Origin of the sequence: Bacillus sp. ISL-34 (genome assembly GCF_018613325.1) — a bacterium.
Taxonomy (GTDB): domain Bacteria; phylum Bacillota; class Bacilli; order Bacillales; family DSM-1321; genus Peribacillus.
In genome coordinates, this window is sequence record NZ_JAGGQJ010000002.1 from 71074 (window position 1) to 96306 (window position 25233).

A 25233-nucleotide genomic window follows, 5' to 3' on the forward strand; every position below is an offset into this window, starting at 1 on the left:
TCTGTTGAAAGGGGTAGCATTTTTGGGTACACCCTGTCAGGGAATATCACAATCCATCACAAATAGCCTTATTTCTCAATTAGAGGTTCATAGGGGACAAGCGTTTGAATGAACCCTTTAAATGTTGCTCCATTGCATGTAAAGATTGTTTTAAATCTTTATTTCGTAGGGATTTGATGATTTCTTGATGTTCCTCTGTACCTTCTCTAATGTCGACTTGGCCTTTAGGATGGTATAAACGAGAGTGATGAAGATGGATGTTCAAACCTTTCCATGAATGAGTTAAAAATGGATTTCCTGCAATATCAAAAATCTTAGAATGGAATTTCTCATCAGCATCTATAAATGGTCGAAATTGTGTATAGATTGGTTCGTCCGGAATGCTCACTTCCCCCTCTTCAAGAATGCATTCTAATCTTTTGAGATATTCTTCCGTTATTTTGCTTACCGCTAATTCCACTGCCTTTAATTCAAGAACTTCACGAGTTTCAAATAAATGTTTGAAAGCAGTTTGATCAAGTAGAGGAGTAACAATATAACCTCGATGCGGTGTGAATTCTACAAGACCTTGGGCATGAAGGCTAGATAATGCTTCACGTACAGGAACAATGCTGCACTTTAACATTTCGGCTATTTGATTGATTGTAACTCTTTGTTGGGGTTTTAACCGTTGATCGAGTATTTCTCCTTTGATGAATTCACGAATTTGACTTACAACAGATGGTCTTTCGAGATTCATGACCATAATATTTCCTCCTTACTTAGTACTGTCAGTTACCGTTTTTTTTTACTTCTTCAACTATTAGATGTATAAATTGTTTTTTATGAAAATAAGAAAGTTAAGCCCAGACTAATCCAGATTCCATCAGAAAAATCGAAGCTAGAAGTTATCTCAACTTTTCAAATCATGTAGAAGACCTTTTTTGCCCGCTTGAGTTGTTATGCATAAGCATTGATAAGCTTTTTACTACTTATCAGTCTTTTTTGGATGACTTAAACCCATCTCAAGATATACTGAATAATTACATGAGAAGTGTACATTCTAATTTTTGCTCTCTTTAAACATTTTACACAAAATTCTAATAAATGTATTGCCTAAACAAAAATATTGTATTAGGATAAATCGTATAATGATATATCATAATATGATTTATTATATCATAGCCTCTCTAGTGTATGGTTCTTAATGTTTGTTGGATTGTTTGCTACTTCTTTTTTCAAAGCAGAAGATGAAACATATTCCGTTGTTAATTTTCTGAATAATCAAATTAATTTTGTTTTCTAACAGAAGGGTGGAATGTTGATGAATGAATCAAGAGAATTTCTTAGATTATTGGGTTATCCGAGTGGAGACCTATATGATCTTCCTACATCTACTAAGCGTTTCCCGGATGGTGCTCAATATCGGATTGAAATACCAAGTGTAGAAGGACCTCGTGCGCTACAAGCAACGTTAGAAGAGGCTGACCGTTTGGGTGTAACGATTCACAGGGTATCGCAAGGCAGTGGGATTATGTTGTTAGCAGATGATGAGATTAAAGAAATGTGTGAAATGTGTGCTGAACCTGGAATAGAGTTAAGTCTCTTTGTAGGTCCACGGGGAACATGGGATATTAGCGCACAGCCATTTACAACCGCAGGAAAAGTGGCAGCTCTTAGACATGAAGGGGCAGACCAGCTTGTTTATGCGATGGAAGATTTAAAAAGAGGAGCAAGTTTAGGTTTACGTGGAGCATTAGTTGCCGATGAAGGGCTGTTGCTCTTAACAAAGGAAATGAAAAAACAAGGAATCCTGCCACAGGACTTTGTGGTAAAAGTGTCTGTTCAGATGATGGCTTCTAATCCTGTATCTATTAAATTAATGGAAGATTTGGGAGCGGATACATACAATGTCCCAACAGCTTTGACGTTACCTAAGCTTGCGGCGATCCGGCAGGCTACAGACATGCCAATTGATCTATATGTAGAAGTTCCTGATGGATTTGGTGGTTTTATTAGGCACTATGAAATTCCAGAGTTTATTCGCATTTTGGCTCCTGTCTACATCAAGTTTGGATTACGTAATCACCCAGATGTGTATCCATCAGGAAAGCACTTGGAATCAATTAATGTGGATTTATGCAAAGCGAGAGTGCATCGGGCTTCATTAGGAATGCAAGTAATCGAGCGCTACTTTTCGGAAGCGGTTACATCTGAATTAGGGGCAGAGGGATTAGGTATTCCAGTCAGTAAATCATTGAATAAAACAAGCATATAAATTCCAAATAAATTATGGAATTAAATATAAAGGGGGAGCTTATATGACTACTTTGTATCGAACCGTTATGATGCAACCGAATGACAATGTGGCAACTGCTTTGACTAACATTCCAGCTGATAATCTAGTTCATGTCTCATGTCAGGGGAAAGTATACGAAATTAAGGTAAAGGATGACATCGAATTTGGTCATAAATTTGCTGTTGTCGCGATTGAAGCAGGAAATGATGTATTCAAATACGGTGAAGTAATTGGGATTTCTGTAAAGGATATTGAAGTGGGTGAACACGTGCATATCCACAATGTAGATGGAAAAAGAGGAAGGGGAGACAAAACGAATGAAACAAAATCAACTATGGGGTTATAGACGACCGGATGGTCGAGTGGGTATCCGTAATCATGTTCTTATTTTGCCTACAATTGTATGCGCAACACAAGCTGCAAAAAATGTAACAGATCTTGTCCAAGGCACAGTATCCTTTATTCATCAGCACGGTTGTGCTCAAGTTGGAGTCGACTACGATCAAACGTTTCGAACATATGTAGGAATGGCTACTAATCCAAATGTGTATGGTGTTGTCGTCATGGGGCTTGGATGTGAAACGCACCAGGGAAGAAGTGTTGCTGCTGAAATTGCAAAGTGTGGAAAGCCAGTTGAATTGGTATCCATTCAAGACCATAGTGGAACGCTTGGGGCAACAGCAGAAGCTGCAAGAGTTGCAAGTCAAATGGTACAGGATGCTTCTGCCTTAGTTCGAGTGCCATTCGATATTAGTGAATTAATTGTTGCAACAGAATGTGGTGGGTCAGATGCTTGTTCTGGGCTTTCTGCAAATCCAGCGGTAGGTTTTGTCAGCGATATGATTGTTGACAGAGGAGGAACAGCGATTTTGGCTGAAACAACAGAGCTAATTGGAGCGGAGCACCTTTTGGCAAATCGTGCTGTAGATGAGAGAGTAGCAAAGAAAGTGTATCAAGTTATCGAGGCAATGGAAAATCGTGCAATTATGATGGGTGTTGATATTCGTACTGGAAACCCAAGTCCTGGTAACCGAAAAGGTGGTCTTACAACATTAGAGGAAAAATCACTTGGAGCAGCAACTAAAGCCGGAACGAGACAATTACAGGAATTAATTGACTATGCTCAAATGCCGACGAAAAAAGGGCTTGTTTGGATGGATACTCCTGGTCAAGACATTGAGCAATTAACAGGAATGATTGCGGGGGGAGCCCAGGTCGTTTTATTTACAAGCGGACGTGGAACACCAACTGGTTCACCTATCGCTCCTGTAATTAAGATTGCGACCAACACTCCAATGTTTGAAAAAATGAGAGAAAATATGGATGTCAATGCTGGAAAAATCGTTGAAGGATCAGAATCTCTAGAATCTGTCGGCCAACGAATCTTCGATGAGATTATGTTAACAACCGCTGGAAAGCTTACGAAATCAGAAATTCTAAAACAACATGACTTTGGAATATGGCGAATTGGTCCAACATTTTAATTTAAAGTTAGTAAGGTAGGTTATTAGAATGACAGTATTAAGAGTAAAAACCGAGATAAAAACATACAAGAACTACATAAATGGTGGGTGAGTTTTTCTTCTATAAATAAGGTAGGTATTAGTATCAATCTATGATGAAGACGGGTATGTTCAACAATCCAACGAAAAAATGTTAATGAACCTGTAGAAGTTGCTAAGAGAGCACAAATTCACTGGAGAAAACTATAAGGTACGCAAGAAGAAAATATCTCTATAGGATTTGTATGAAGGAATTATTGAAACCTATCATACTAGAAGTTGGTTTGTAAAAAAGCATTATTGATTATTCTACTCGAAAGCTTCCTAATGAAAGCGTTGTCAATTGAAACGGACCAAAAACTATAATGCACTTACTGGGACAAATATTACAAAGAAAACAATGAATTTTTCATACCCTTAAAAGTTAAAGAAAAATGGAGGTTTGAATAATGAAAATAAAACAATCAATTGAAAAAGTCCCTGGTGGATTGATGGTTGTCCCTCTTCTTTTTGGTGCTCTGGTAAATACAATTGATCAATTGCACCTCCCTTTCATAATGAATTTTCTAAAGAGTGTTGGTGTTGCTCCGAATGAAGCCGGATATTATGAATTTTTAATGATTGGAGGATTTTCACAGGCTTTGTTTAAAGAGGGTGCTCTAACATTGTGTGCATTGTTTTTATTTTGTGCCGGGAGCCAAATGAACCTTCGAGTAGGTGGAAAGGCTTTAAAGAAAGGGGTCATATTAACTACTTCTAAATATATAGTCGGCGTTGCTATTGGAGTTTCTTGGGGCCTTCTCTCCGACCCTGTCAATGGTTGGCTTGGTTTATCTAGTATGGCCATAATTGCAGCTATGACTAATGGTAATGGTGGAATGTTTGCGGCGCTGACAGGCCAGTATGGGAATCGTTCGGATGTGGGTGGGACAGCTGTCCTTTCTCTCAATGATGGTCCATTTTTCACTTTAATGGCTCTTGGAATGATGGGGGCAAGCTTCCCTGTAATTGCTTTTGTTGCTGTACTTTTACCAATAATAATTGGAATGATATTAGGTAATTTAGACAAGGAAATTCGTGGTTTTTTAGCTTCTGGAGAATCTCTTGTCATTCCTTTTTTCGCCTTTGCACTAGGGGCAGGAATGAACTTATCAAACTTTTTTAACGGAGAAGTTGTTGGAGCTGGAATTGTCCTTGCATTGATGACTGTTATTTTCACTGGTGGTATAGGAGCACTTGTATTTAAGTTATTTCGCGAGAAAAGCGTTATTGCCCCTTGGGCAGAAGCATCTACTGCTGGAAATGCAGCGGCTACACCTGCAGCAATTGCGGCTGCTGCGACCGTAGCAGGTGGTTCCGGATTAATGACAGTATCAGAAGCACAAGTATACAAAGATCTGGTCAGCATAGCCACGGCTCAAATTTCTGTCGCAACTATTACAACAGCTCTCCTCTGTCCAATTGCGGTTATTTTAGTAGATAAGTATCAACAAAAAAGAGGAATTGATGGAAAACTAGAATTTTATGACCAGTCCAAAAAGGCGATGAAAAACGGCGAAATTTCAGTCGAAAATGATATTATTTAAATGATTGTTGTCTTCAATAATAGATCTCATAAAACCCCATATTAACAATCAGTATAAAAACTTCAGGTGTTCCTATGTAGGCAGTATCATAAACCCAAAACCTCGTATCCTAACAACTTAACTACTGAAACTGTCTGTTTTTATTCCTAATTACTTTAGTTTATTACCAAAAAGTTTCATAACCTAATTTTACACGGCATCACGTTCGAATTTAATTATCAATAAAAAAACAGATCACCATTCAAGCAGGTGACCTGTTTTTATTTTTGAACTTTACTAAGTAAATCCAAAAGCTGTTGTTTTTCCGTCTCATTCAAGTTGGCAAATTGTGAAGCCTGAAAATGCTCTTGTTTTGGAACAACTTCATGAAAAAACTCTTTTCCTTCCTCAGTCAATGAAAGGTATTTTGTTTTCCATTCCTGTTCCCGTTTAATCAATCCCAATTCTTCCATTTTCCTTAATAGTTGAGTGATATTGCCTTTCGTCACAAAAAGCTTGTTTGCCAGTTCTTGTTGAGACAATCGCTCATGCGAACCCACTTGAACCAAGATATCGAATTGGGCTGCCGTTAGATTCCATTTCTTTAAATGTTGATTGGATTCACGGATACTTTGGTTATATATTCGCGTCATTCGGAACCATAACATTAAACCCAGTCGTTCCTCATTATTAGATGTGGAGGGATTTGTTATGTCTTCTTTCAAGAATGTCACCTCATTCTTTCTTTGTCACAGTCAGTTTATGAATAAACTAATTTGATGTCAAATGCAAAAACTTCCAAATTCGATATAAAGAAACCAGTATTACGTTTGATACTGGTTTCTTTGATTCCATTATTATGTGGTCGTTAGTTTAGCAAAGATGATAAAAAACAGAGTTAATTCGCCTATTATCACAATATTCGGTACCGCGAAAATCAAATTACAAATAAAAAAGACTGCTAAAATCCCTAAAAATAACCCCAAATGATATATTTGCAGCCGTTGGTGCTTATGTCTATATTGGTGGAAAACAAAAGTGGTTGAAATGAAATAGAGCAATACGGAACCAAAAACAAAATATAGAATAAATGAATAATGGACCTCATGTAAAAACAATAATCTGATGGCTGCTGCAATCATGCTTATAGACATTAAAATAAACAGATGACCGTAAATGATGATTTGGCCGGAAGATTGTACAGACTTGTCGACTTTCTTCTCCATGTTATCGAAATATTGCCACCACATAGCTATTATCAGGGCAAATGAAATGATGGAAAAGGCTATAGAATCCCAATTTCCTTGTTTAGGTTGAATGACAGCAAGAGTGCTGACAAGAGCTTCCCCAAAGAGAATGATGGTAAATAGACCAAAGCGCTCCAACAAGTGGGCCGTATTTGTAGGAACCTTTTCCAAGCACTTTCTACCAAGGATCGGGACAATGATATCGATCAGGATGCCCAAGTACAACACAGCATATCGAAGCCAAGAATCAAAAAGGACGGAGAATAAAGAAATGACGATTCCAATCCAAAAATACCTTCCCAAAAAAAGTGCTGCCTTTTTTCGAACTCCCTCTTCCATCCGTTGTACAACAAGATATTGGATGGCAGTCACGGCTCTTAAGCCAATATAACCAATTAAAAAAGAAAGGTAATAAGGATCAAAATCAACAGATAAGCTTGATGTCATAATCAGGACAAAAAACATTTGCAATATCAAAAATAGCCGTTGATGAAATACATCCTTTCCAAACCGGTTAATAAATATGGTTTGCCCTACCCAAGCCCACCAGATAGGAATAAAAATCAACACGAACTTAAATAAATATTCTGGATGGATATATCCATCCTCAACATGCAGTAAAACATGAGTTGCGCCCGCAACGGCCGCCACAAATAACAAATCATAAAAGAGCTCTAACCATGTAACTTTCTTTTCATCCATTTCTGCACTCCTCCCAATCGCCTTATGGTTTATAGTATGTTGGAAAAATTCAGAAAATGGAAGAGGGTTCAATATGACTTTGGAGAATGGAATTTAGAATTCATGATCAATTATAGGAAGTTCTTTTTACCCAGCTATTATGTTTTGCCATATATAGTGATTAGGAATAATGTCACTTTTTACTATTGGTATATTATGGTATTGCAGGAGATGATTTCAAATAGGGAGGGAATTAGATGACCAGAACCATCGGCCTTATTTGCGGCAGTTTACGGGAAAATTCTTATAATCGAATCATTGCTCAATCATTGACAGATTTGGTTGATTCTTATCAATTTCGCTGGATCGAAATTAACGATCCTCCGTTGTTTAACGAAGACTTAGAAATAAGTGGCGTTCCCGAAGCAGTATCATCATTTAAATCTGCCATTCAGGACGTCGACGGTATCATTATCGTAAGTCCAGAGTACAATTCTGGAATACCAGGCGTATTAAAAAATGCATTGGACTGGGCATCAAGACCCCGGGAGTCTGCCGTTCTTACCAAAAAACCAGTTGGCCTGATCGGAGCCACTCCTGGAGGAATGGGTACTGCATTTGCCCAAATGCAAATCAGGCAAGTACTGGAGGCCATGCAAGTTCATGTTCTTCCATTTCAAAAAATGCTGATTTCGCAAGTACATAAAAAGATTGATTCCGATCAAAAAGTGCTTACTGACGATCAAACAAAACGTTATCTTGAGCGTTATTTACAACAATTCATTCATTGGATCGATCACACTCCAGTTCTAGATTAATAATCAATGATTCTTAATATATATATATAATTGACAGGTTATAAGTTTATAGATAAACTTATAACAGCAGTCAGTTAAGTTATAAACTGACTGGAACCAACGAAGGAGTTGGGGGAATTTCCCTACATATGAACTTTCTTCGATGCTTTAATAAAAGGAGGACTTTAAAAATGTCTGATCTCTATTCTCGTCTTTCAAAAGATGATGCTGCTGTTCTTTTAGTGGATCATCAAACCGGTCTTATTTCCGGCCTAGTGCGTGATTATGGTGTTGATGAATTCAAGAACAATGTGATGGCTCTTGCCAACACCGCTAAGTTTTTTGATTTACCAGTCATTTTAACGACAAGCTTTGAAAACGGACCAAATGGACCGCTCATGCAAGAATTGGAAGAACTCTTTCCTCATGCACCGAAAATAGCCCGTCCTGGACAAATTAACGCATGGGATAATGAAGATTTTGTTAAAGCAATCGAAGAAACAGGAAAAAAACAACTTATCATCGCGGGCGTAGTTACAGATGTCTGCGTTGCTTTCCCGGCACTTTCCGCTTTGAACGCTGGTTATGAAGTATTTGCTGTCACTGATGCTTCTGGAACTGTCAGCAAACAGGTAGCTGATGCGGCATTATCGCGTATGGCCCATGGCGGTGTGCAGCTTATGAACTGGTTTAGCGTAGCGTGCGAATTACAGCGTGATTGGCGCAACGATGTCGAAGGTTTTGGTGCTTTACTTTCCAGCCAGCTTCCTGGTTATCAAAATATAATCGGAAGCTATAGGGGAGCTCAGCGCGATCTCAGCAAAATATAAAGTTAACGCACTGATTGAATAAAGGGGGGCACATTTGTCCCCTCCCAAACTGTAGGCAAACTTGATGAAAATCGAGTTTGCCTACAGTTTTTTTGGGATTAGTACAATTTGTCCACTCCAGGCACTCGCTTTCCGCGGGCGGTCCGTGAGCCTCCTCGGCGCTCTTTGCTCCTGCGGGGCTCAGCTGGGCACGCTTTTCCCGCAGGAGTCTCGCACACCCGTTCCAATCAACTCCAACTTATTTAATAATAAAAACTGCAGGCAAAGGGAATGGTCATCCCGAATCCTGTTACCGAGGTGATTTTAACCAAATTTTTTAAACAAAGCTTGGTTAATGCTCCATGATTTTTTTATTTTTTATATGGGATGAAATCAAGCTAGAACTTTTTTTGAGGGTTTGTAAAATATGAACATTGATTTCCCCTTCATTTTTGATTTGGTAAATGATAAGTTTAGCCCTGTCATCTTATTAAAACGGCTTATCATTCCAAACCCTTCTTCACCCTCGCCCCCTTTCATAGCCCGGTCTCATGACCTCACTGCGCCTCCAGACTAAATGCCAATATGCCTCAAATCGTACAAAGTATCCTTCTAAATATTGTCTGTATTGAAAATTGCTTACGGTATTGTGCACAAATGTTCAAAGAGTATATTATTGTGCAGTACCTATGACAACATTCGGACTTAGAAACGCTACTTTTTTAATAAGAAGTGAGATATCGTAGAAGCAGGGAGAGGGATTGAGAATGTTTTTAGATGAAAGAAGCGCCAATTTACTAAAACTATTACAGCATTCGCCCATTTCGAAAATGAAAGAACTTGAAGCCCAAACAGGCTTGACAAGAAGGCAAATCCAATATGGTCTGAGCAAAGCGAATGACTGGCTCCAATTTCATGGATATCAACCGATTCAATATAATCGTGAAATGGGCTATTCCTTTTCTGAAACGATCAGGGATGAAGAATTGAATGTAAAACTGACAAAACGCAATTATATATTTTCAGAGACAGATAGGGAAAAAGTTTTTTACCTCATGATCCTGTTAAGCTCAGAGGAATTGTCCGTCCATCATTTCCAGACGATCACCGGGCTTTCACGAAATACGGTGTTGAAGGATTTGAAAAGGCTTAAAGAGAAAAACGGGGACATATCGCTCAAAATTCAGTATTCCAAACAAGATGGCTACGTGGTGATTGGGGAAAGCCGAATAAAGAGATATATTATTGAACGTCTCGTGCATGATGTACTGAACAGCCCCAATAGTGAATTGATCATGGAGTGCATATGGGGAAATCATGAAAAGCAAATCGGCGCGATCCGCTTACAGCTTGAAAGGATCGAACGTAAATTGGGCATAACCTTTACGGATGAGCGCCTTCATGAACTGAGCTATTTATTTTTATGCACAGATCAGCTCATAGGAAAAGGGGAAGAGTTACAGGCCGACCAGAGCTGGGCTCCGTTTGTTGCGATGGAAGAATACAAAATGGTTAAAGAAATGACGAGAACGAATGCCTTTCGATCGGTATGGAGCGAAACGGAAAACTTATACGCAACCTTACATTTACTGAGCATGAATCGAACGAAGGACATTTCCCCGCTTAAGGATGATGAAGTCATTCAACACCTTTTGCAGGAAATCGTGGAAGAGTTCGAGAGGCTGGCATTTGTTCACCTGAAAGACAAAGAACAGCTATGCCAACAATTATACGTTCATTTCAAACCGGCATACCATCGCCTGCGGTATGGTCTCCCGCAAATGAACCCGATGACGGGCCGGGTGCAGAAGGTCTATCCTGAACTGCATCATTTGACAAAAAAATCCCTGTGGGTGTTGGAGAAGGAGATTGGCTGTCCAGTATCAGAAGAGGAAGTGGCATACTTCACGATTTATTTTGGCGGCTGGCTGCGCAGGCAAGGGACGACATTGGATGATCGAAAACGGGCGATTGTCGTATGCCCGAATGGTATTGGCATCAGCAATATCCTCATTTATACATTGAGGGAATTATTTCCGGATATTTTGTTCCTGGATGTTCTGTCCGTCAGGAATGCGGCTGAATACCCACTGTCGTACGATCTTGTTTTTTCAACAGTGCATATGAGAACAAAAGCGGCATTATTCGTTGTACCGCCCATTTTGGAAATGCAGGACAAACATACATTGCGCCAGCAGGTCATGCAGGAATTGTATGGCTATACGACGGAAAGTGTGGATGTTGCAGCTTTATTAAAAATCATATCCAAGTATGCAACCATCCATGAACAGGATCAGCTTGAAAAGGCTTTGAAGTCGAATATGTATACCCATACACCAAAAATAACCCAATTTTCATTAAAGGAGGCAGAGAAGCCTGTGTTAGAAGAACTGCTGAATATGCAAACAATCCAATTAAAGCAGCATGTTTCCGATTGGAAAGAAGGCATTCAAGTCGCCGCCAAGCCTCTCGTGGACTTAGGAACCGTCGAAGAACGATATGTGGATGCCATGATCGAGGCAATAGAAACGAACGGACCATATGTAGTGATAACGCCCGGAGTGGCGATTCCCCATGCACGTCCGGAGCAAGGGGTCAGGTCTTTATCCATGAGCTTGCTGAAATTGGATGTAGCCGTTGACTTTGCGCCGGATAAACCGGTTCGCCTGATCATCATTTTGGCGGCCGTGGATAACGATTCGCATCTGCGGGCATTGATCCAGCTCACTCAATTATTGAATGAACCAGCCAATATAGAAGAAATCTTACGCACTTCAGATAAATCGGTCCTTATGGAGTACGTTCATAAATATTCGAAGGAGGAAACGGAATGAAAATCATGGTAGTATGCGGGAACGGATTGGGAAGCAGCTTCATCATGGAGATGAATGTGAAGAAAGCATTGACGGAAATGGGGAAGACGGCCGAGGTGGATCATACGGATCTGGCATCCGCAAAAACGGTTCAGGCGGATATTTTCCTGGGAGCGGCGGATATTGTCGGTCAGCTGGATGATGGAACCCGGACGATCGTCACACTGGAGAACATGATGAGCATCCCTGAAATCAAATCTAAATTGGAAATGCATGTAGGATAAAAAAGGAGAGAGTGATATGAAGAAAATCATGGTAGTATGCGGGAACGGATTGGGAAGCAGCTTCATCATGGAGATGAATGTGAAGAAAGCGTTGACGGAAATGGGGAAGACGGCCGAGGTGGATCATACGGATCTGGCGTCCGCAAAAACGGTTCAGGCGGATATTTTTCTGGGAGCGGCGGATATTGTCGGTCAGCTGGAAGATGGAACCCGGACGATCGTCACACTGGAAAACATGATGAGCATTCCTGAAATAACATCGAAATTGGCTTCACATCTATAAGAAGAAAAGATAAAGAAGTGGGGGAGAGGCAATGCTGGAACTTATCATGAATGACATCTTGGGTACACCTTCCATACTTGTGGGGCTGTTTGCCCTCATTGGACTGCTGTTACAGCGGAAAGCAGTAGCGGATGTTGTATCTGGAACGCTTAAAACAGTCATGGGCTTCATTATTATTGGAGCGGGAGCGGCAGTGCTCATTGGCGCCCTTGATATATTCAGTAAAATGTTCGATCATGCATTCAATGTACAAGGCGTCATACCGAATAACGAAGCCATTGTCGCAGCCGCCCAAAGTGATTTTGGGACTTCGACTGCACTTATCATGGTTTTTGGTATGGTTGTCAATGTTTTGCTAGCTCGTTTCACGCCATTTAAATATATATTCTTAACGGGACACCATACCTTATTCATGGCTTGTTTACTTGCAGTCACCCTATCGGTCGGCGGGCTTAACGGTTTTCCGCTTATCTTGGTCGGTTCCATTTTATTAGGAGTATGCATGGTGATGTTCCCAGCCCTCCTTCAGCCATACGTACGGAAAATTACCGGAAGTGATGATTTTGCCATCGGCCATTTCGGAACAATCGGATATTTTGTATCCGCGACTGTTGGAAAATGGTTTGGAAATAAGGAAAAAACGACGGAGCAAATCAAGGTTCCTAAATCTTTAGGATTCCTGAGGGACACATCAGTCGCTGTATCGCTTACGATGACGATTTTCTTCGTGATCGTCGCATTGTTTGCCGGACAGAACTATATCGAAACGGAATTATCCGGCGGTTCGAACTTCATCGTATTTTCTTTCATCCAGGCGATAACATTTGCCGCAGGAGTCTACATCATCCTTGCAGGGGTACGGATGTTAATTGCTGAAATCGTTCCTGCATTCAAAGGGATTGCCGATAAAGTGGCGCCGAATACAAAACCTGCATTGGACTGTCCGACCATCTTTCCATTCGCTCCAAATGCAGTGATCATCGGGTTCCTATTCAGTTTCCTGGCTGGACTATTATCGATGTTCCTCCTTCCGGTACTAGGATTGAAAGTTATCGTTCCGGGACTCGTACCGCATTTCTTCACCGGAGCTGCAGCAGGTGTATTTGGAAATGCCACAGGTGGCAGACGCGGAGCGATGCTCGGGTCCTTTGCCAACGGACTCATCATTAGTTTCCTGCCGGCGATACTCCTGGTCTTCTTGGGGAATGTAGGGTTTGAAGGTACCACATTTGGTGATTCGGACTTCGGTGTGGTCGGTCTCTTGATCCTAAGCGTCATGAAACTTTTAGGATTATCCTAAACTGTTATACTAATAAGGTAACAAAATAAATGAATGAAACCAGCAGCCTAAGATCTTATAGATAATGGGCTGTTGGCATTTCATCATCATTCGGATATTTGAGGTGATTTGCATGACCAACAAGGCAATTGTGCTCGATTTGGATGGCACGACATTGAACGAAAGAAATACTGTGAATGAGACGCTGGAACAATACATAGGCGAACTTAGAAAAAGCGGTAAACTGATTTTCATTGCAACAGGAAGAACACTGGAAGAAGTGAGGGACGTTTTGCCGTCCGGCATGGAAGCCGATGGAATGGTGACAGCCAATGGAATGTCCGTATTCATCGGAAAGGAACAGATTGTCGAACACGCCCTGTCGACGGAACTTGTGGAAGAATTGGTCGCCAAAGCAGGGGCGGAAGAGATTTATTACGAAGTTCACCCGAACGATGGAACAAGGATGGCATTACTTAAGGATAAAGACTATATGGTTAAACAAGGTTTGGTAGCAAAGCCTGAGACAGTCGATGAAAATGAATGGTTATCAAGGCAAGATGCAGTGGAAGACAAAATAAGATGGTCAGAACAACTGGATATAAGCAGCGTCGCCAAAATCTACTTTTTCAGCAATGAAATGAATACGATTCGAAAATGGAAAGCGGAGTTGGGTAAAATCAAGCAGTACAATGCCTTTACTACAGCTTCCTCCACCCATCATAATGTAGAAGTGACAGTGGAAGGCATCACAAAAGCAACAGGCGTTCAACTGCTGCTGAAACATTTCAAGCTAGCACCGGAAAATATTCTGGCAGTAGGTGATGGCGAAAATGACCTCCCGCTATTCAAACTGGCCGGGCATTGCGTCGCCATGAAAAACGCCACTGACCTGGTCAAAGAACAAGCCGATGAAGTGACGGAGTATTCATATCGGGAAGATGGACTGTATCGCTTTTTGAAGGAAAAGTTTCACTAAATAACCTGGAAGGCAAAAAGATCCAATCTTGTTTGTGAGATTTGAACGTAGGGCACTCGCTTTCCCCTGGCGGTCCGGGAGTCTCCCCAGCGCTCTTTGCGCCTGTGGTGTCTCCCTTGGACACGCTTTGTAGGATAATCGAGGTCCATAAATGGTAAATAAATAGACAGCATTTCTGCTGTCCAATTAATATCTACCTAATCTGAACAATATCGTTATAAATTTCATCATCGTGTTCCCAAACTACGGACACAACTGTGCCTTTTAATGGCTTGGGGCCTAAATAAAAATCATCTGAAAAAGGATGCAGAACAGTAATTTTGCCATCTTCCGCCCTTCCTTCATCAAAACTATTGATACTTGTTTTAACTCTATCATTTTCTTCAACTACAATGGCTTTTACAGTTACATTATCGTTATTTCTTTGATTTAAATGACCTTCCCATCCATATGGTTCACTGGAATCTATATTTTTCGAATAAGTTACCTTCCACATTCCATTTTCTGAAGTTCCTGATATTACTATACTTGAGTAATACCAATAAACGCAGATTACAATGAGAGCTAACGGTACTATAACTTTCAAATATTTATTTCTAATCATATAACCCACTAAACGTTTCCTCCCAATACTTATCAATTACTTTTAGTTTCATCTACATTTTACCATAATGCGGAAAAAATGAGGTTTATTATACAACTCATTTTGCTTATTTGTTTATTCAGATGAACCCTCAATGGATTTCTGAAATCAGCTGGAAGGTTTTTTTAAAAATTGCAGGCAGGCTCAATGTATACAGTCTGGAGCCCATCTTTAAAGATCGGCTCTTTTTTCTATAGGATAAGATAAGCAACAAACGCTGTTTCATTCCTCATATCTTGCGAAAAGTGCAAGCTGACGCAATCCAAAACCCAAAACAGTTCCATTACTGGAAGTAAAATTTTAAATATTATGATATATTAAAGGGAAATCATAATGTTTATATTGATATAAATACGTTATTTTAGTTTCCTAGGATAACAATTTCCAGACGTAGAAAGGATTAATGAAGTATGAAGAGAGTGACGACAGAAGATGTGGCAAAAATTGCGGGTGTTTCACAATCAACAGTTTCCAGGGTGTTGAATGATTACCCCTATATTAAGAAAAATACGCGTGACAAGGTTCTTGCTGTAATTAATGAGCTGGGATTTACAAGGGATGAAATTGCCAGAAGCCTCGTTGAAAAAAGAACCAAATCAATAGGTTTAATATTAGGGAGCATTTCAAATCCATTCTTTGCGGAAACGGCGGAAGTCATCATAGAAAGGGCACAAGAATTAAAATATGATGTCATCGTTTACAACACTGGGCATAAAGATGAAAATTTGGAACAAGCCATTAATTTGCTGATTGGCAAAAGGGTAGAGGGAATCATCCTTACGAGCGTTAGTAAAAACTATACTGAAAAAATCAAGAAGTTAAATGATAATGGATTTCCCGTATTATTATATAATAGTTTCCTCGATATCAAGGACGTTAACTTTATCGTAATGGACAATAATAAAGGTGCAAGGCTCGCTGTTCAGCATCTAATAAAATTAGGACATAAAAAAATAGCGAAAATATCCGGCCCATCCAAATACTTGGCGACTTATGAGCGAACGATAGGTTATAAAGAAGAGCTGATGGAGAACGGATATGAAATTGATGAAGGTTTGATTTTCAATAGCGAATTTTCCTATGACAAGATTTATTCATTTACAAAAAAACTGCTGAAAAAGAAGGACAGGCCGACTGCAATCATAGCCGCTTCGGATCAGATGGCTCTAGCGGTCCTGGATGCAGCCTCAAGCCTGAATTTGAAAATTCCTGATGATTTATCCGTTGTTGGGTTTGATAATATAAGATTGTCCGCTAATGAATTTATAGGGCTGACCACAATATCTCAACAAATGGATCAAATGTCTTTAACAGCACTGGAAAAATTAATCTTTCTCATAGAAAATAAAGAAACATCATCTTCATCCATACAAATTTTCCTGAAGCCTGAACTGATGGTCCGCAAAACAACAGGGCCAGCCCCCATACAAGATTAAGGGGAATGGCCGGTTTTGGATTGGACATTAAGTGTATTATCTCTCCTTAAAAAGAAATTGGTCATTTTAAAAATTTTTGACTTAAAATCATTTTTACTATTTACAAAAGTCAGAAAGTTGTTTATATTTTAATTTGTAATCGGTACCAATAATTTCGCTTCATTTTGAATACGTATTCAAAATGGAAATGCAAAATGCCTGAATGTACAAAAATCGCCTCGATGAGGTAAAGATAGGTGATAGATTGGATATAAATCATTTATTTAATTTAAGCGGTAAAGTGGCCATCATTACAGGGGCAAGTAAAGGAATCGGTAAAGACTTAGCCCTTTTGCTTGCGCGGGCTGGGGCCGATATAGCGATAGTTGCCCGCAATAAAGAGCAACTTGAAGAAGCTGCACATGAAATTGGGCAAACCGGTGCAAATGTTTTACCCGTTTCATTTGACTTAACAAAGGTTGAAGAAACGGCGCAAGTAATGGAAGGGATATACAAACACTTCGGTAAAATTGATATTTTAATAAATAATGCAGGAATAAACGTGGCCAAGCCAGCTGAAGTGTTGACACCGCAAGATTGGGATATGGTACTGGACATTAATTTAAAAAGTGTATTTTTTACGAGCCAGGCTGCAGGGAAGTATATGATCGACCAAAAAAAAGGCAAGATCATAAACATGTCTTCGCAAATGGCATTCGTCGGTTATTACAAACGGGCTGCATACTCCTCCAGTAAAGGGGGAATTACACAGCTGACGAAAGCGCTTGCGATAGAATGGGCACCGCATCAAGTCAATGTCAATGCCATTGCTCCAACCTTCATTGAAACACCGATGACCAAGCAGATGTTTGAAGATGAAACATTCAAAGAGGAAGTATTGAGCAGAATTCCGCTTGGCAGACTTGCTAAAACGGAGGATTTATTTGGCGGTGTGGTATATCTGGCTTCAGATTGTTCAGATATGATGACAGGTCAAACATTGGTGGTTGATGGCGGTTGGACTGTCTGGTGAGTTTTTTGAATACGTATTCAAAGGAGGGTGAATAATGTCTGCTGCTCAAAGTATTATCCAGGATTTTCGAATGCCGACTGTTTTCCGGGTTGGTGTTGGGGCATTTACGACGTTAGTGAAGGAAATAGAAGAGCTGGGAGCAAAGAAGGTTGCGGTTGTTAGTGATAAAGGTCTGGAAAAAGTGGGCGTCGTTCAAAAAGTGTTGGATCATATTAAGCCCCTTTCCGTACAAATCATTACATATACGGAGATTTCGGGAGAGCCAACGTTTCAGCTATTGAAGGATGCCGTACAAACGCTGGATGCCGAAAAATGTGATTTAATCATCGGAATCGGCGGGGGAAGTGCGCTGGATGTAGCAAAAGCAACAGCTGCATTATGCGGGAAAGGCGATATAACATCCTATATAAACGGTGAAAATGTGGTTGAATCGAGAACGGTCAAATGCATTCTTTTGCCGACAACTTCAGGAACAGGTTCGGAAGTTACGATGAATGCCATTTTCGGCGATGAAGAGCAGCAAGTAAAAAGGGGGATCGTAAGCCCGGTATTCCTTCCGGATGTAGCAATCATCGATCCGGAATTGACCATTTCCTGCCCGTCACGTGTAACTGCGGCATCAGGGGTGGACGCCTTTACACACGCCATTGAATCTTATATTGCCATCAAGGCTACACCGCTTACGAAGGTTTATTCCGAGAAAGCAATGAAACTGTTTTCTTCGAACATTACGAGAGCGGTCCATAACGGGAATGATTTGGAATCTCGAACAGGGATGAGCTGGGTAAGCTCGTTAGCGGGTGTGGCTCTGGCAAATGCAGGGGTTGGGGCGGTTCATGCACTGGCATATCCACTAGGCGGTAAATACCATATTGAGCATGGAGTCGCAAATGCCCTATTAATGCCATTTGTTTTTGAAGTTATTGGGAAAACATGCACGGAAGAAATGATGGATGTAGCGTCCTTTTTACAGCTGGGGGATTTCAAATCAAAGCCAAGCGAAGCGTTAAAGGCAGTTGTTGATTATATGTATCAGCTTCTGGAAGATCTTGATTTACCTACATCGTTATCAGAGCTTGGTATTGAAGAGGACTCATTACCGATGCTGGCGGAACAGGCTGCAAAAATTGATCGCTTGCTATCGAATACTCCTTATAAGCTAAATGAACAAAAGATTCTCGGAATCTATCAAAGCGCCTTTAAAGGAAGGGTGGGAAACTGACTTGATCACGACAAATTCCGATAAAAAGAGATTATACATTGGCGGCGAGTGGCTGGAAGGAAAGAATCATTACGATCTTCTATCGCCTTATTCCGGAAAAGTGATTGCGCAAGTGCCTTTGGCAGAGAAGGAAACCGTTCTAAAAGCGATAGAATGTGCTGAACAAGGTGCAAAAGAAATGAAAAAGTTAACGGCCCTTGAGCGCTCAAATATCTTGGAGCGTGCAGCTAGAATTTTTAAGGAAAGGCTTGAGGAGTGTGCATTAATACTCGCTAAGGAAAATGCCAAGCCCTTAAAGGCTGCAAGAGGAGAAATTTTACGCACGATTGAAACATACAAGTTTGCAGCAGAAGAGGCAAAACGAATTCATGGTGAAACGATTCCGATGGATGCCGCTAAAAATGGCAAAGGCCGTTTCGCTTATACAAAGCGTGAACCGCTTGGCGTTATTGCTGCCATCACACCCTTTAACTTTCCATTTAATTTAGCTGCACATAAGCTTGGTCCTGCGTTTGCTGCTGGCAACTCAGTCATTTTAAAGCCAGCTTCACAGACACCGCTTAGTGCGTTGGCCGCAGCCGAAATTTTTGAAGAAGCAGGCTTACCTAAAGGTGCCCTGAATGTTGTCACAGGTAAAGGAAGCGTCGTCGGCGATGTATTGGTCACTGATCCGAGAATTAAAATGGTTACATTTACAGGAAGTGTCGAAGTCGGTTTGGGGATCAAAGAAAAAGCGGGCTTGAAAAAGGTGACATTGGAGCTTGGTTCAAATTCAGCTGTCATCATTGACAGTGCCGATGACTTGGATGCCGTTGCGCTCCGCTGTGTAGAAGGTTCATTTGCCTATTCGGGCCAGGTTTGCATCTCTGTCCAACGAATTTATGTACAGGAAGATTTATATGAGGCATTTTTGCAAAAGTTTACAGAAAAGACGAAGCAACTTAAATTTGGGGATCCGGAATCCGAAGATACAGATCTTTCCGCGTTGATCACCATTAATGAAGCCAAACGAGTGGAAGGGTGGATTGAATCGGCTAGAAAGGCTGGAACGGAAATCGCATATGGCGGTCAAAGAACAGGTGCAGCCCTTCATCCAACCATTATCAAAAATGCAGGTTCAACACAGGAAATAAGCTGTCAAGAAGCATTTGCCCCAATCGTTTCAGTGAATTCCTATAAAACATGGGATGAAGCGATCGACCTTGTGAATGATTCTTTATACGGTCTTCAAGCAGGTGTGTATACGACTTCCATGCCAAAAGCCTTTGACGCTGTTGAACGGCTTGAGGTCGGGGGTGTTATCGTGAATGACATACCATCATTCAGGGTTGACCAAATGCCATATGGCGGTGTGAAAAACAGCGGGACTGGCAGGGAAGGTGTTAAGTATTCAGTCGAGGAAATGACAGAATTAAAACTAGCCGTCTTTACCCTCTAAATAGACCGGTCATGAAAATTGAGAAATAAAAAAAAATTAACGAACACGGAAGGGGAAACTAAAATGTCAGTACAAGAGCCTAAAGTAAAAAAATCGGTAACGAATGAGGAAATGGAAAACAATTGGATCGTCCGATTTGATCAAATGAAATCAAAAGGAATACCGTTAATGTTCATTGATAGCATCATTCCGGGTCATCAACGTATCAACTATACATTAATAGGCGATACAGCAAGTGAAAATGATAATTTCACTCCTGAAATTACCGAGCCGCATGGTTTTCAAATTGGAATGGTGAAAGCCCAAAAAGGAAACGGGCCTGCTTACCATACACATGATTACATTGAATCCTTCCTTCCTCTTTCAGGAAAATGGCGTTTCTACTGGGGGAAGGGTCCAGACGAAATTGATGGCGAAACGATCATCGATCAATGGGACTTAATTTCATTACCGCCAGGCTTATGGAGAGGTTTCGAAAACATCAGTGAAGAAGATGCTTGGATCTTCGCCGTTCTTGAACAACATAAAGTATTTGATGGAAAAGACCCTTACTGGTCGCCAAAAGTGATCAAGGATGCAGCTGAATATGGATTTTTTGCCAATGATTTAGGCAAAATGATTAAACCGGATAACTTTGAAGAACTTGAAAAGGAAATTGCCGATAAATTGAAAATGGGTGAAAAATAAGGATGAATAAAGTACCGCTCATTTTGCTTCCGGGTACACTTTGTGATGAACGTCTATGGGAAATGGTGAACCTATCAGATCTTGCAGATGCGAAAGTCTGTGATGTATCAAAGGCTGATACTATAGAAGGAATCGCAAAGTCGGTATTGGAAGAGGCGCCTGATATGTTTGCACTTGCAGGCTTATCACTGGGTGGCATCATTTCTCTGGAAATCATGCGCCTTGCACCAGAACGGGTCATGAAATTGGCATTGCTTGATACAAACCCAAATCCTCCTAGCCTGGAACAAATCGCAGGCTGGGAGAGGTTCATCGATATGGCGAATGACGGTCAATTTCTGGATATTACAATCAATCACCTTCTGCCGGTGTTAATCCACCACGACCGGAGAAATGATGAAGCATTAGTTTCGAAGATTATCGATATGGCTGAAAAAGTCGGTATCGAAGGATATATCAATCAGTTAAAAGCAGTGATGACGCGCTCTGACCAACGTTCCATCCTTCCTGCCATTGCATGCCCGACCATGATTTTGGTAGGAAGGGAAGACAGGGTGTGTCCCCTGCACATGTCCGAGTTTTTAACGGAAAACATCCCGACGGCGAGACTTGAAATCATAGGCCATTCGGGCCATTTAAGCGCTTTGGAACAGCCTGAAAAAGTAAGTGCTGCATTGAGGAAATGGTTGTCATGTGATGGGAACTGGACGTGATCTTTACAGCATTGAACGAGTCTGTAGAAAGAGAGGGAAGACGATGAATAATAATGCCATAAAGGAAAAAATAAAACGTGGGGACCAAGTTCTTGGTGTGTTTTTAGGAATAAATTCCCCGCCATTAGTCGAAATGCTCGGTTATGCCGGCTTTGATTTCGTCGTAATAGATGACGAGCATGGTGCATTCAGTCCATCAGAGCTTGAAAACATTATCCGTACGGCAGATTCTGTCGGGCTTGTCCCGATCGTCCGGGTTTCATATGATCCTTCCAGTATTCAAAAGGCTTTAGATCGCGGGGCAAAAGGTATACAAGTACCAATGGTCAATTCAAAAGAAGAGGCATTTGATGTAGTTAAGCGGGCTAAATTCCCTCCATATGGAAATAGAGGGGTGTCGTATTCAACAAGGCCAGCTCGTTACGGAAAAGATAGTGGAAAACCTTATTTAGATGAGAGTAATGAAAATGTTATGATAATTGTGCATATTGAAACGCTTGATGCAGCAAACAATTTTGAAGCCATTGCAACAGTTCCTGGAATTGATTTGGCATTTATCGGTTCCACAGACCTCTCGGTGAACATGGGATATCAACTAGAAGGTGCAAGTCATCCTGAAGTGCAAAAGGTCATCAATGAACTGTACATAAAAGGTAAAGAGCTCGATGTGCCGATCGGTACCGTAGCCGGTGATAGCAATGCTGCTAATGGGGCTTTTGACAAAGGCGCAAAATACGTTGGAGTCATATTAAATAATTTGCTTACATCTGCATTAAGTGAAGTTGTCTCTGCAAGCAAGGCCACTCAATCTGTTAAATGACTATAAAAGGAGTCCCTGTATTTTGGTTATGGACTTTTCAACGAAACTACTTTATACGAAAAGGATGGGTATTATGGCAGAAAAGAAGACAGGTTCAATCGAAGTAGCTCCAAAAGAAGAAAAAACAGCAAAGAGCACAATCCAACCGGTCAAGAAATCACCAAACTTCATCTTCTATGCTGATGCTGAAGACGTTAATATGCTCGATACAAAAGATGATTATGACTACATTAATATAGAAGAAACGAATCAAAAGAAACAGAGGATGAACGGTTTTAACCCAGAATACAATAACATCGTTGATTATATAGTGAAAATTACACGTCAAATCTGGAAAGAGAAAGACATCGGGCTTATTTACGATACGTATAGCACAAGCATATCTGTTCATAAAGGGTTGATCAATAGCCATGGGGTTAACGAAGTCATCTCAGGTACGCTGCAAACATTGCACGCTTTTCCGGATCGGAAGGGACTGGGATGGAGTGTAATCTGGTCAGGTGATGATGAAGCAGGGTTTTTCACTTCACACCGAGGGCGTTCAGTTGCAACGAACCTTGGAGATAGTTTATACGGTCCTGCCACCGGAAAGAAAGTGATGTTCAGAACAAGCGCTGATTGTATGATTTTAAATAATAAGATTTACGAAGAATGGCTTGTAATGGATACATATCATCTTGTCCAGCAACTTGGATTGGATCCGGTCGAGTTTGCTAAAAAAATGGCTAAAAGTACGCAGAAGCTTGCTCCTTCGATACAGTTTGGGTTTAAAGAGACAGCAGAAACGGGACTTCCTCCAAAACTATTCACTCCATCTTCTGATGAGTTCGAGATAGGGGAGTTCATGCAGCTTGTATTCAATCGGATTTGGGCTCGACGCTCATTTAATTTTGTTCGGGAATATTATGAGGAAAATGCGGTCGTACATTATGTCTGCAACAAGGATGTAATCGGAGTAAGTGAAATTCAAGGAATGTTCATGAGCCTCTTTGCCTCCATACCGAATGGGAAAGTGATCCTTGAACGGGTAACTTGTAATAGACGCGGATCTGACAGTGATTGGGATGTAGCAGTTCGCTGGAGAATACAGGGAGTGCACGAAGGAACAGGATACTTCGGAGCCCCTAGCGGAAAAGCCATTGATATTGCTGGAATCAGCCACTATAAAATCCGTAATGAAAAGATTTCGGAAGAATGGCTATTGTTTGATGGAATGGAAGTGTTGCGTCAGATCTATTTGCCTGATGAAAACGAATCACAACAAGATGGTGAATCCACGATCGATGATGGGAACTTTACCGGCGTATCTTGATTGTCCAGTTGACGGCTGTGCTGCAGCCGTCTCTTCACTAAAAAATGATTAGGGGGAAAATAGGATGGAATATATAAAGAAAGCGGACGTATTTGAACAGACCTCTTCACATGAAGTAGAACAAACAGTGAAGTCCATCATTGAAAATGTAAAAGCAGGCGGGGATGATGCCGTACGGGAATATGAAAAGAAATTCGGTGATTCCGATCGTCCGGTCCGGGTTAGTGAAGAGGAGATCGAGCGTTGTATCAGGACTCTTCCTGAAGAGGTAAAAGTGCTGATTGATCGGGTCGTTGAAAGAGTTTCCGAATTTGCTAAAGCACAGTTGAGCTGCCTAACTCCATTCGAAAAGGATTTTGGCGAGGGAATCAGGATGGGGCATAGAATCGTACCGATCGAAAAGGTGGGTGCTTATGTACCAGGCGGGAGATTCCCGTTATTATCATCAGGACCGATGGTCGTTGCCCCAGCAAAGGTAGCGGGAGCAAAAAGAATCGTTGCCTGCAGCCCAGCCAATTATGAAGGCGGCATCCATCCGGCAGTTTTATACGGCTTGCTCCGCTCCGGTGCTACAGACATTTTTGCAATTGGCGGTGCGCAGGCAATTGCGGCCATGGCATATGGAACCGAATCCATCCCGGAAGTGGATATCATCGCTGGGCCAGGAAACCGGTTTGTAGCAGAAGCAAAACGCCAAGTGTTCGGTAAAGTGGGCATAGACCTTATTGCTGGACCGAGTGAAGTGATGGTTTTTGCTGATGATTCCGCATCACCTGTGAAAATAGCGGCCGATTTACTTGCACAAGCTGAACACGATCCGTACGCACGGGCCATTCTTGTCACAACTTCCCGAACGGTTGCCGAAGAAACTGAAAAAGAAATCGAAGGCTTTTTGAAAACCTTCTCACCATCTTCCCCTGCACACGAATCATGGGAAAAAAGAGGGGAAATCATTTATGCAGATTCATTTCAAGAAGGACTGGATATTTGCAATGATTATGCCATTGAACATTTACATTTGCATATCAATAATAGCCGCGAATTGATGGATAAACTAAATAACTATGGATCATTGTTCCTTGATGAAGGCAGTTCAGTCGTCTTCTCTGACAAAGTCTCTGGAACGAACCATACATTGCCGACTCAAAAAGCAGCAAGATATACCGGGGGACTTTGGGCAGGAAGTTATGTGAAAGTCATGACACATCAGGAAATCACAGGCCAAGGCATTCAATTCCTGGCATCCCATGCGGAAGATCAATCAGAAATCGAAGGCTTGGAAGGCCATAAATTATCGGCAACTGTCAGGTTGACATGAGTGTGCTCTAAATGATAGAAATTGCTGAAAACGCATTCAATTAGTGGTGCAGCCGCTAGAATAAATGGATACTCCCATTCTGCCTGAAATGTCGGGTGGATGGGCTGTATCAACC

Annotated in this window: 24 protein-coding genes; 20 read left to right on the top strand and 4 right to left on the bottom strand. The window is 41.0% G+C overall.

The features are described from left to right. Positions 1-79: 79 nt before the first annotated feature. Positions 80-745: a GntR family transcriptional regulator gene (locus J7E52_RS01145; protein ID WP_214743316.1), complete on the bottom strand. Its 666-nt coding sequence runs from the start codon at positions 743-745 to the stop codon at positions 80-82. Between the two features lie 552 nt (positions 746-1297). On the opposite strand from J7E52_RS01145, the gene J7E52_RS01150 reads away from it, so the two are divergent. The 4 genes from J7E52_RS01150 (at position 1298) to J7E52_RS01165 (ending at position 5366) form a co-directional block, all read left to right on the top strand. After that, a complete protein-coding gene (locus tag J7E52_RS01150; RefSeq protein ID WP_214743317.1) occupies positions 1298-2257 on the top strand; it encodes a U32 family peptidase in 960 nt (319 codons plus the stop codon). Positions 2258-2300: 43 nt separating this feature from the next. Continuing rightward, a complete protein-coding gene (locus J7E52_RS01155) occupies positions 2301-2624 on the top strand; it encodes a UxaA family hydrolase (protein WP_214743318.1) in 324 nt (107 codons plus the stop codon). Continuing rightward, complete coding sequence (locus J7E52_RS01160; protein ID WP_214743319.1) at positions 2596-3762, top strand: UxaA family hydrolase; 1167 nt, start codon at positions 2596-2598, stop codon at positions 3760-3762. The genes J7E52_RS01155 and J7E52_RS01160 overlap by 29 nt, the downstream gene beginning before the upstream one ends. Positions 3763-4229: 467 nt before the next feature. Then, positions 4230-5366: a 2-keto-3-deoxygluconate permease gene (locus J7E52_RS01165; protein WP_214743320.1), complete on the top strand. Its 1137-nt coding sequence runs from the start codon at positions 4230-4232 to the stop codon at positions 5364-5366. A gap of 260 nt (positions 5367-5626) precedes the next feature. Here the strand turns inward: J7E52_RS01165 and J7E52_RS01170 are convergent, their stop codons facing one another. Together J7E52_RS01170 and J7E52_RS01175 are read right to left on the bottom strand one after the other, a co-directional pair. Further along, entirely contained in the window at positions 5627-6013 is a 387-nt protein-coding gene (locus tag J7E52_RS01170; protein WP_214743557.1) for a MarR family winged helix-turn-helix transcriptional regulator, read from the bottom strand. 189 nt (positions 6014-6202) lie between these two features. Beyond that, a complete protein-coding gene (locus tag J7E52_RS01175; protein WP_214743321.1) occupies positions 6203-7294 on the bottom strand; it encodes a low temperature requirement protein A in 1092 nt (363 codons plus the stop codon). Between the two features lie 236 nt (positions 7295-7530). Here J7E52_RS01175 and J7E52_RS01180 point away from each other — a divergent pair, with 236 nt between their 5' ends. The 7 genes from J7E52_RS01180 to J7E52_RS01210 all read left to right on the top strand — a co-directional run bounded on the left by J7E52_RS01180 (position 7531) and on the right by J7E52_RS01210 (position 14517). Further along, positions 7531-8091 carry an NADPH-dependent FMN reductase gene (locus tag J7E52_RS01180; protein WP_214743322.1) on the top strand — a complete coding sequence of 187 codons (561 nt, stop codon included), beginning with the start codon at positions 7531-7533 and terminating at the stop codon, positions 8089-8091. Between the two features lie 170 nt (positions 8092-8261). Next, the gene (gene ycaC / locus J7E52_RS01185; RefSeq protein WP_214743323.1) at positions 8262-8900 is read left to right on the top strand and encodes an isochorismate family cysteine hydrolase YcaC; all 639 of its coding nucleotides are present in this window, start codon (positions 8262-8264) and stop codon (positions 8898-8900) included. A gap of 746 nt (positions 8901-9646) precedes the next feature. Continuing rightward, on the top strand, positions 9647-11713 hold the full coding sequence (locus J7E52_RS01190) for a BglG family transcription antiterminator (RefSeq protein WP_214743324.1): 2067 nt from the start codon (positions 9647-9649) through the stop codon (positions 11711-11713). Continuing rightward, entirely contained in the window at positions 11710-11976 is a 267-nt protein-coding gene (locus J7E52_RS01195) for a PTS sugar transporter subunit IIB (RefSeq protein ID WP_048883162.1), read from the top strand. The genes J7E52_RS01190 and J7E52_RS01195 overlap by 4 nt, the downstream gene beginning before the upstream one ends. A 16-nt stretch (positions 11977-11992) precedes the next feature. Beyond that, complete coding sequence (locus J7E52_RS01200; protein WP_214743325.1) at positions 11993-12259, top strand: PTS sugar transporter subunit IIB; 267 nt, start codon at positions 11993-11995, stop codon at positions 12257-12259. Positions 12260-12290: 31 nt separating this feature from the next. Next, entirely contained in the window at positions 12291-13559 is a 1269-nt protein-coding gene (locus J7E52_RS01205; protein ID WP_214743326.1) for a PTS ascorbate transporter subunit IIC, read from the top strand. A 112-nt stretch (positions 13560-13671) separates the two neighbouring features. Continuing rightward, positions 13672-14517: an HAD family hydrolase gene (locus J7E52_RS01210; protein WP_214743327.1), complete on the top strand. Its 846-nt coding sequence runs from the start codon at positions 13672-13674 to the stop codon at positions 14515-14517. A gap of 193 nt (positions 14518-14710) precedes the next feature. Here the strand turns inward: J7E52_RS01210 and J7E52_RS01215 are convergent, their stop codons facing one another. Continuing rightward, positions 14711-15130: a hypothetical protein gene (locus tag J7E52_RS01215; protein WP_214743328.1), complete on the bottom strand. Its 420-nt coding sequence runs from the start codon at positions 15128-15130 to the stop codon at positions 14711-14713. Between the two features lie 440 nt (positions 15131-15570). Between J7E52_RS01215 and J7E52_RS01220 the strand changes: the two genes are divergently transcribed. The 9 genes from J7E52_RS01220 to hisD all read left to right on the top strand — a co-directional run bounded on the left by J7E52_RS01220 (position 15571) and on the right by hisD (position 25118). Beyond that, positions 15571-16596 carry a LacI family DNA-binding transcriptional regulator gene (locus tag J7E52_RS01220; protein ID WP_214743329.1) on the top strand — a complete coding sequence of 342 codons (1026 nt, stop codon included), beginning with the start codon at positions 15571-15573 and terminating at the stop codon, positions 16594-16596. A gap of 244 nt (positions 16597-16840) precedes the next feature. Then, positions 16841-17608, top strand: a complete 768-nt coding sequence (locus tag J7E52_RS01225) for an SDR family NAD(P)-dependent oxidoreductase (protein ID WP_286197342.1) — start codon at positions 16841-16843, stop codon at positions 17606-17608. Between the two features lie 34 nt (positions 17609-17642). Then, positions 17643-18830 carry an iron-containing alcohol dehydrogenase gene (locus tag J7E52_RS01230; RefSeq protein ID WP_214743331.1) on the top strand — a complete coding sequence of 396 codons (1188 nt, stop codon included), beginning with the start codon at positions 17643-17645 and terminating at the stop codon, positions 18828-18830. A 4-nt stretch (positions 18831-18834) separates the two neighbouring features. After that, positions 18835-20268, top strand: coding sequence for an aldehyde dehydrogenase family protein (locus J7E52_RS01235; protein ID WP_309476844.1), 1434 nt, complete (start codon positions 18835-18837; stop codon positions 20266-20268). A gap of 63 nt (positions 20269-20331) precedes the next feature. Continuing rightward, on the top strand, positions 20332-20955 hold the full coding sequence (locus tag J7E52_RS01240) for a cupin domain-containing protein (protein ID WP_214743333.1): 624 nt from the start codon (positions 20332-20334) through the stop codon (positions 20953-20955). A gap of 2 nt (positions 20956-20957) precedes the next feature. Next, complete coding sequence (locus J7E52_RS01245) at positions 20958-21668, top strand: alpha/beta fold hydrolase (RefSeq protein WP_214743334.1); 711 nt, start codon at positions 20958-20960, stop codon at positions 21666-21668. Between the two features lie 43 nt (positions 21669-21711). Then, on the top strand, positions 21712-22488 hold the full coding sequence (locus tag J7E52_RS01250; protein WP_214743335.1) for an HpcH/HpaI aldolase family protein: 777 nt from the start codon (positions 21712-21714) through the stop codon (positions 22486-22488). A gap of 73 nt (positions 22489-22561) precedes the next feature. After that, complete coding sequence (locus tag J7E52_RS01255) at positions 22562-23800, top strand: ester cyclase (RefSeq protein ID WP_214743336.1); 1239 nt, start codon at positions 22562-22564, stop codon at positions 23798-23800. Between the two features lie 64 nt (positions 23801-23864). Further along, positions 23865-25118: a histidinol dehydrogenase gene (gene hisD / locus J7E52_RS01260; protein WP_214743337.1), complete on the top strand. Its 1254-nt coding sequence runs from the start codon at positions 23865-23867 to the stop codon at positions 25116-25118. Positions 25119-25233: the final 115 nt, after the last annotated feature.

Coding starts and splice junctions, on each gene's coding strand:
- J7E52_RS01150 (WP_214743317.1), top strand. CDS start 1,298: ATGTTGATGAATGAATCAAGAGAATTTCTTAGATTATTGGGTTATCCG.
- J7E52_RS01145 (WP_214743316.1), bottom strand. CDS start 745: ATGGTCATGAATCTCGAAAGACCATCTGTTGTAAGTCAAATTCGTGAA.
- J7E52_RS01170 (WP_214743557.1), bottom strand. CDS start 6,013: ATGTTATGGTTCCGAATGACGCGAATATATAACCAAAGTATCCGTGAA.
- J7E52_RS01240 (WP_214743333.1), top strand. CDS start 20,332: ATGTCAGTACAAGAGCCTAAAGTAAAAAAATCGGTAACGAATGAGGAA.
- J7E52_RS01245 (WP_214743334.1), top strand. CDS start 20,958: ATGAATAAAGTACCGCTCATTTTGCTTCCGGGTACACTTTGTGATGAA.
- J7E52_RS01230 (WP_214743331.1), top strand. CDS start 17,643: ATGTCTGCTGCTCAAAGTATTATCCAGGATTTTCGAATGCCGACTGTT.
- ycaC (WP_214743323.1), top strand. CDS start 8,262: ATGTCTGATCTCTATTCTCGTCTTTCAAAAGATGATGCTGCTGTTCTT.
- hisD (WP_214743337.1), top strand. CDS start 23,865: ATGGAATATATAAAGAAAGCGGACGTATTTGAACAGACCTCTTCACAT.
- J7E52_RS01250 (WP_214743335.1), top strand. CDS start 21,712: ATGAATAATAATGCCATAAAGGAAAAAATAAAACGTGGGGACCAAGTT.
- J7E52_RS01160 (WP_214743319.1), top strand. CDS start 2,596: ATGAAACAAAATCAACTATGGGGTTATAGACGACCGGATGGTCGAGTG.
- J7E52_RS01165 (WP_214743320.1), top strand. CDS start 4,230: ATGAAAATAAAACAATCAATTGAAAAAGTCCCTGGTGGATTGATGGTT.
- J7E52_RS01195 (WP_048883162.1), top strand. CDS start 11,710: ATGAAAATCATGGTAGTATGCGGGAACGGATTGGGAAGCAGCTTCATC.
- J7E52_RS01155 (WP_214743318.1), top strand. CDS start 2,301: ATGACTACTTTGTATCGAACCGTTATGATGCAACCGAATGACAATGTG.
- J7E52_RS01180 (WP_214743322.1), top strand. CDS start 7,531: ATGACCAGAACCATCGGCCTTATTTGCGGCAGTTTACGGGAAAATTCT.
- J7E52_RS01205 (WP_214743326.1), top strand. CDS start 12,291: ATGCTGGAACTTATCATGAATGACATCTTGGGTACACCTTCCATACTT.
- J7E52_RS01210 (WP_214743327.1), top strand. CDS start 13,672: ATGACCAACAAGGCAATTGTGCTCGATTTGGATGGCACGACATTGAAC.
- J7E52_RS01175 (WP_214743321.1), bottom strand. CDS start 7,294: ATGGATGAAAAGAAAGTTACATGGTTAGAGCTCTTTTATGATTTGTTA.
- J7E52_RS01220 (WP_214743329.1), top strand. CDS start 15,571: ATGAAGAGAGTGACGACAGAAGATGTGGCAAAAATTGCGGGTGTTTCA.
- J7E52_RS01190 (WP_214743324.1), top strand. CDS start 9,647: ATGTTTTTAGATGAAAGAAGCGCCAATTTACTAAAACTATTACAGCAT.
- J7E52_RS01200 (WP_214743325.1), top strand. CDS start 11,993: ATGAAGAAAATCATGGTAGTATGCGGGAACGGATTGGGAAGCAGCTTC.
- J7E52_RS01255 (WP_214743336.1), top strand. CDS start 22,562: ATGGCAGAAAAGAAGACAGGTTCAATCGAAGTAGCTCCAAAAGAAGAA.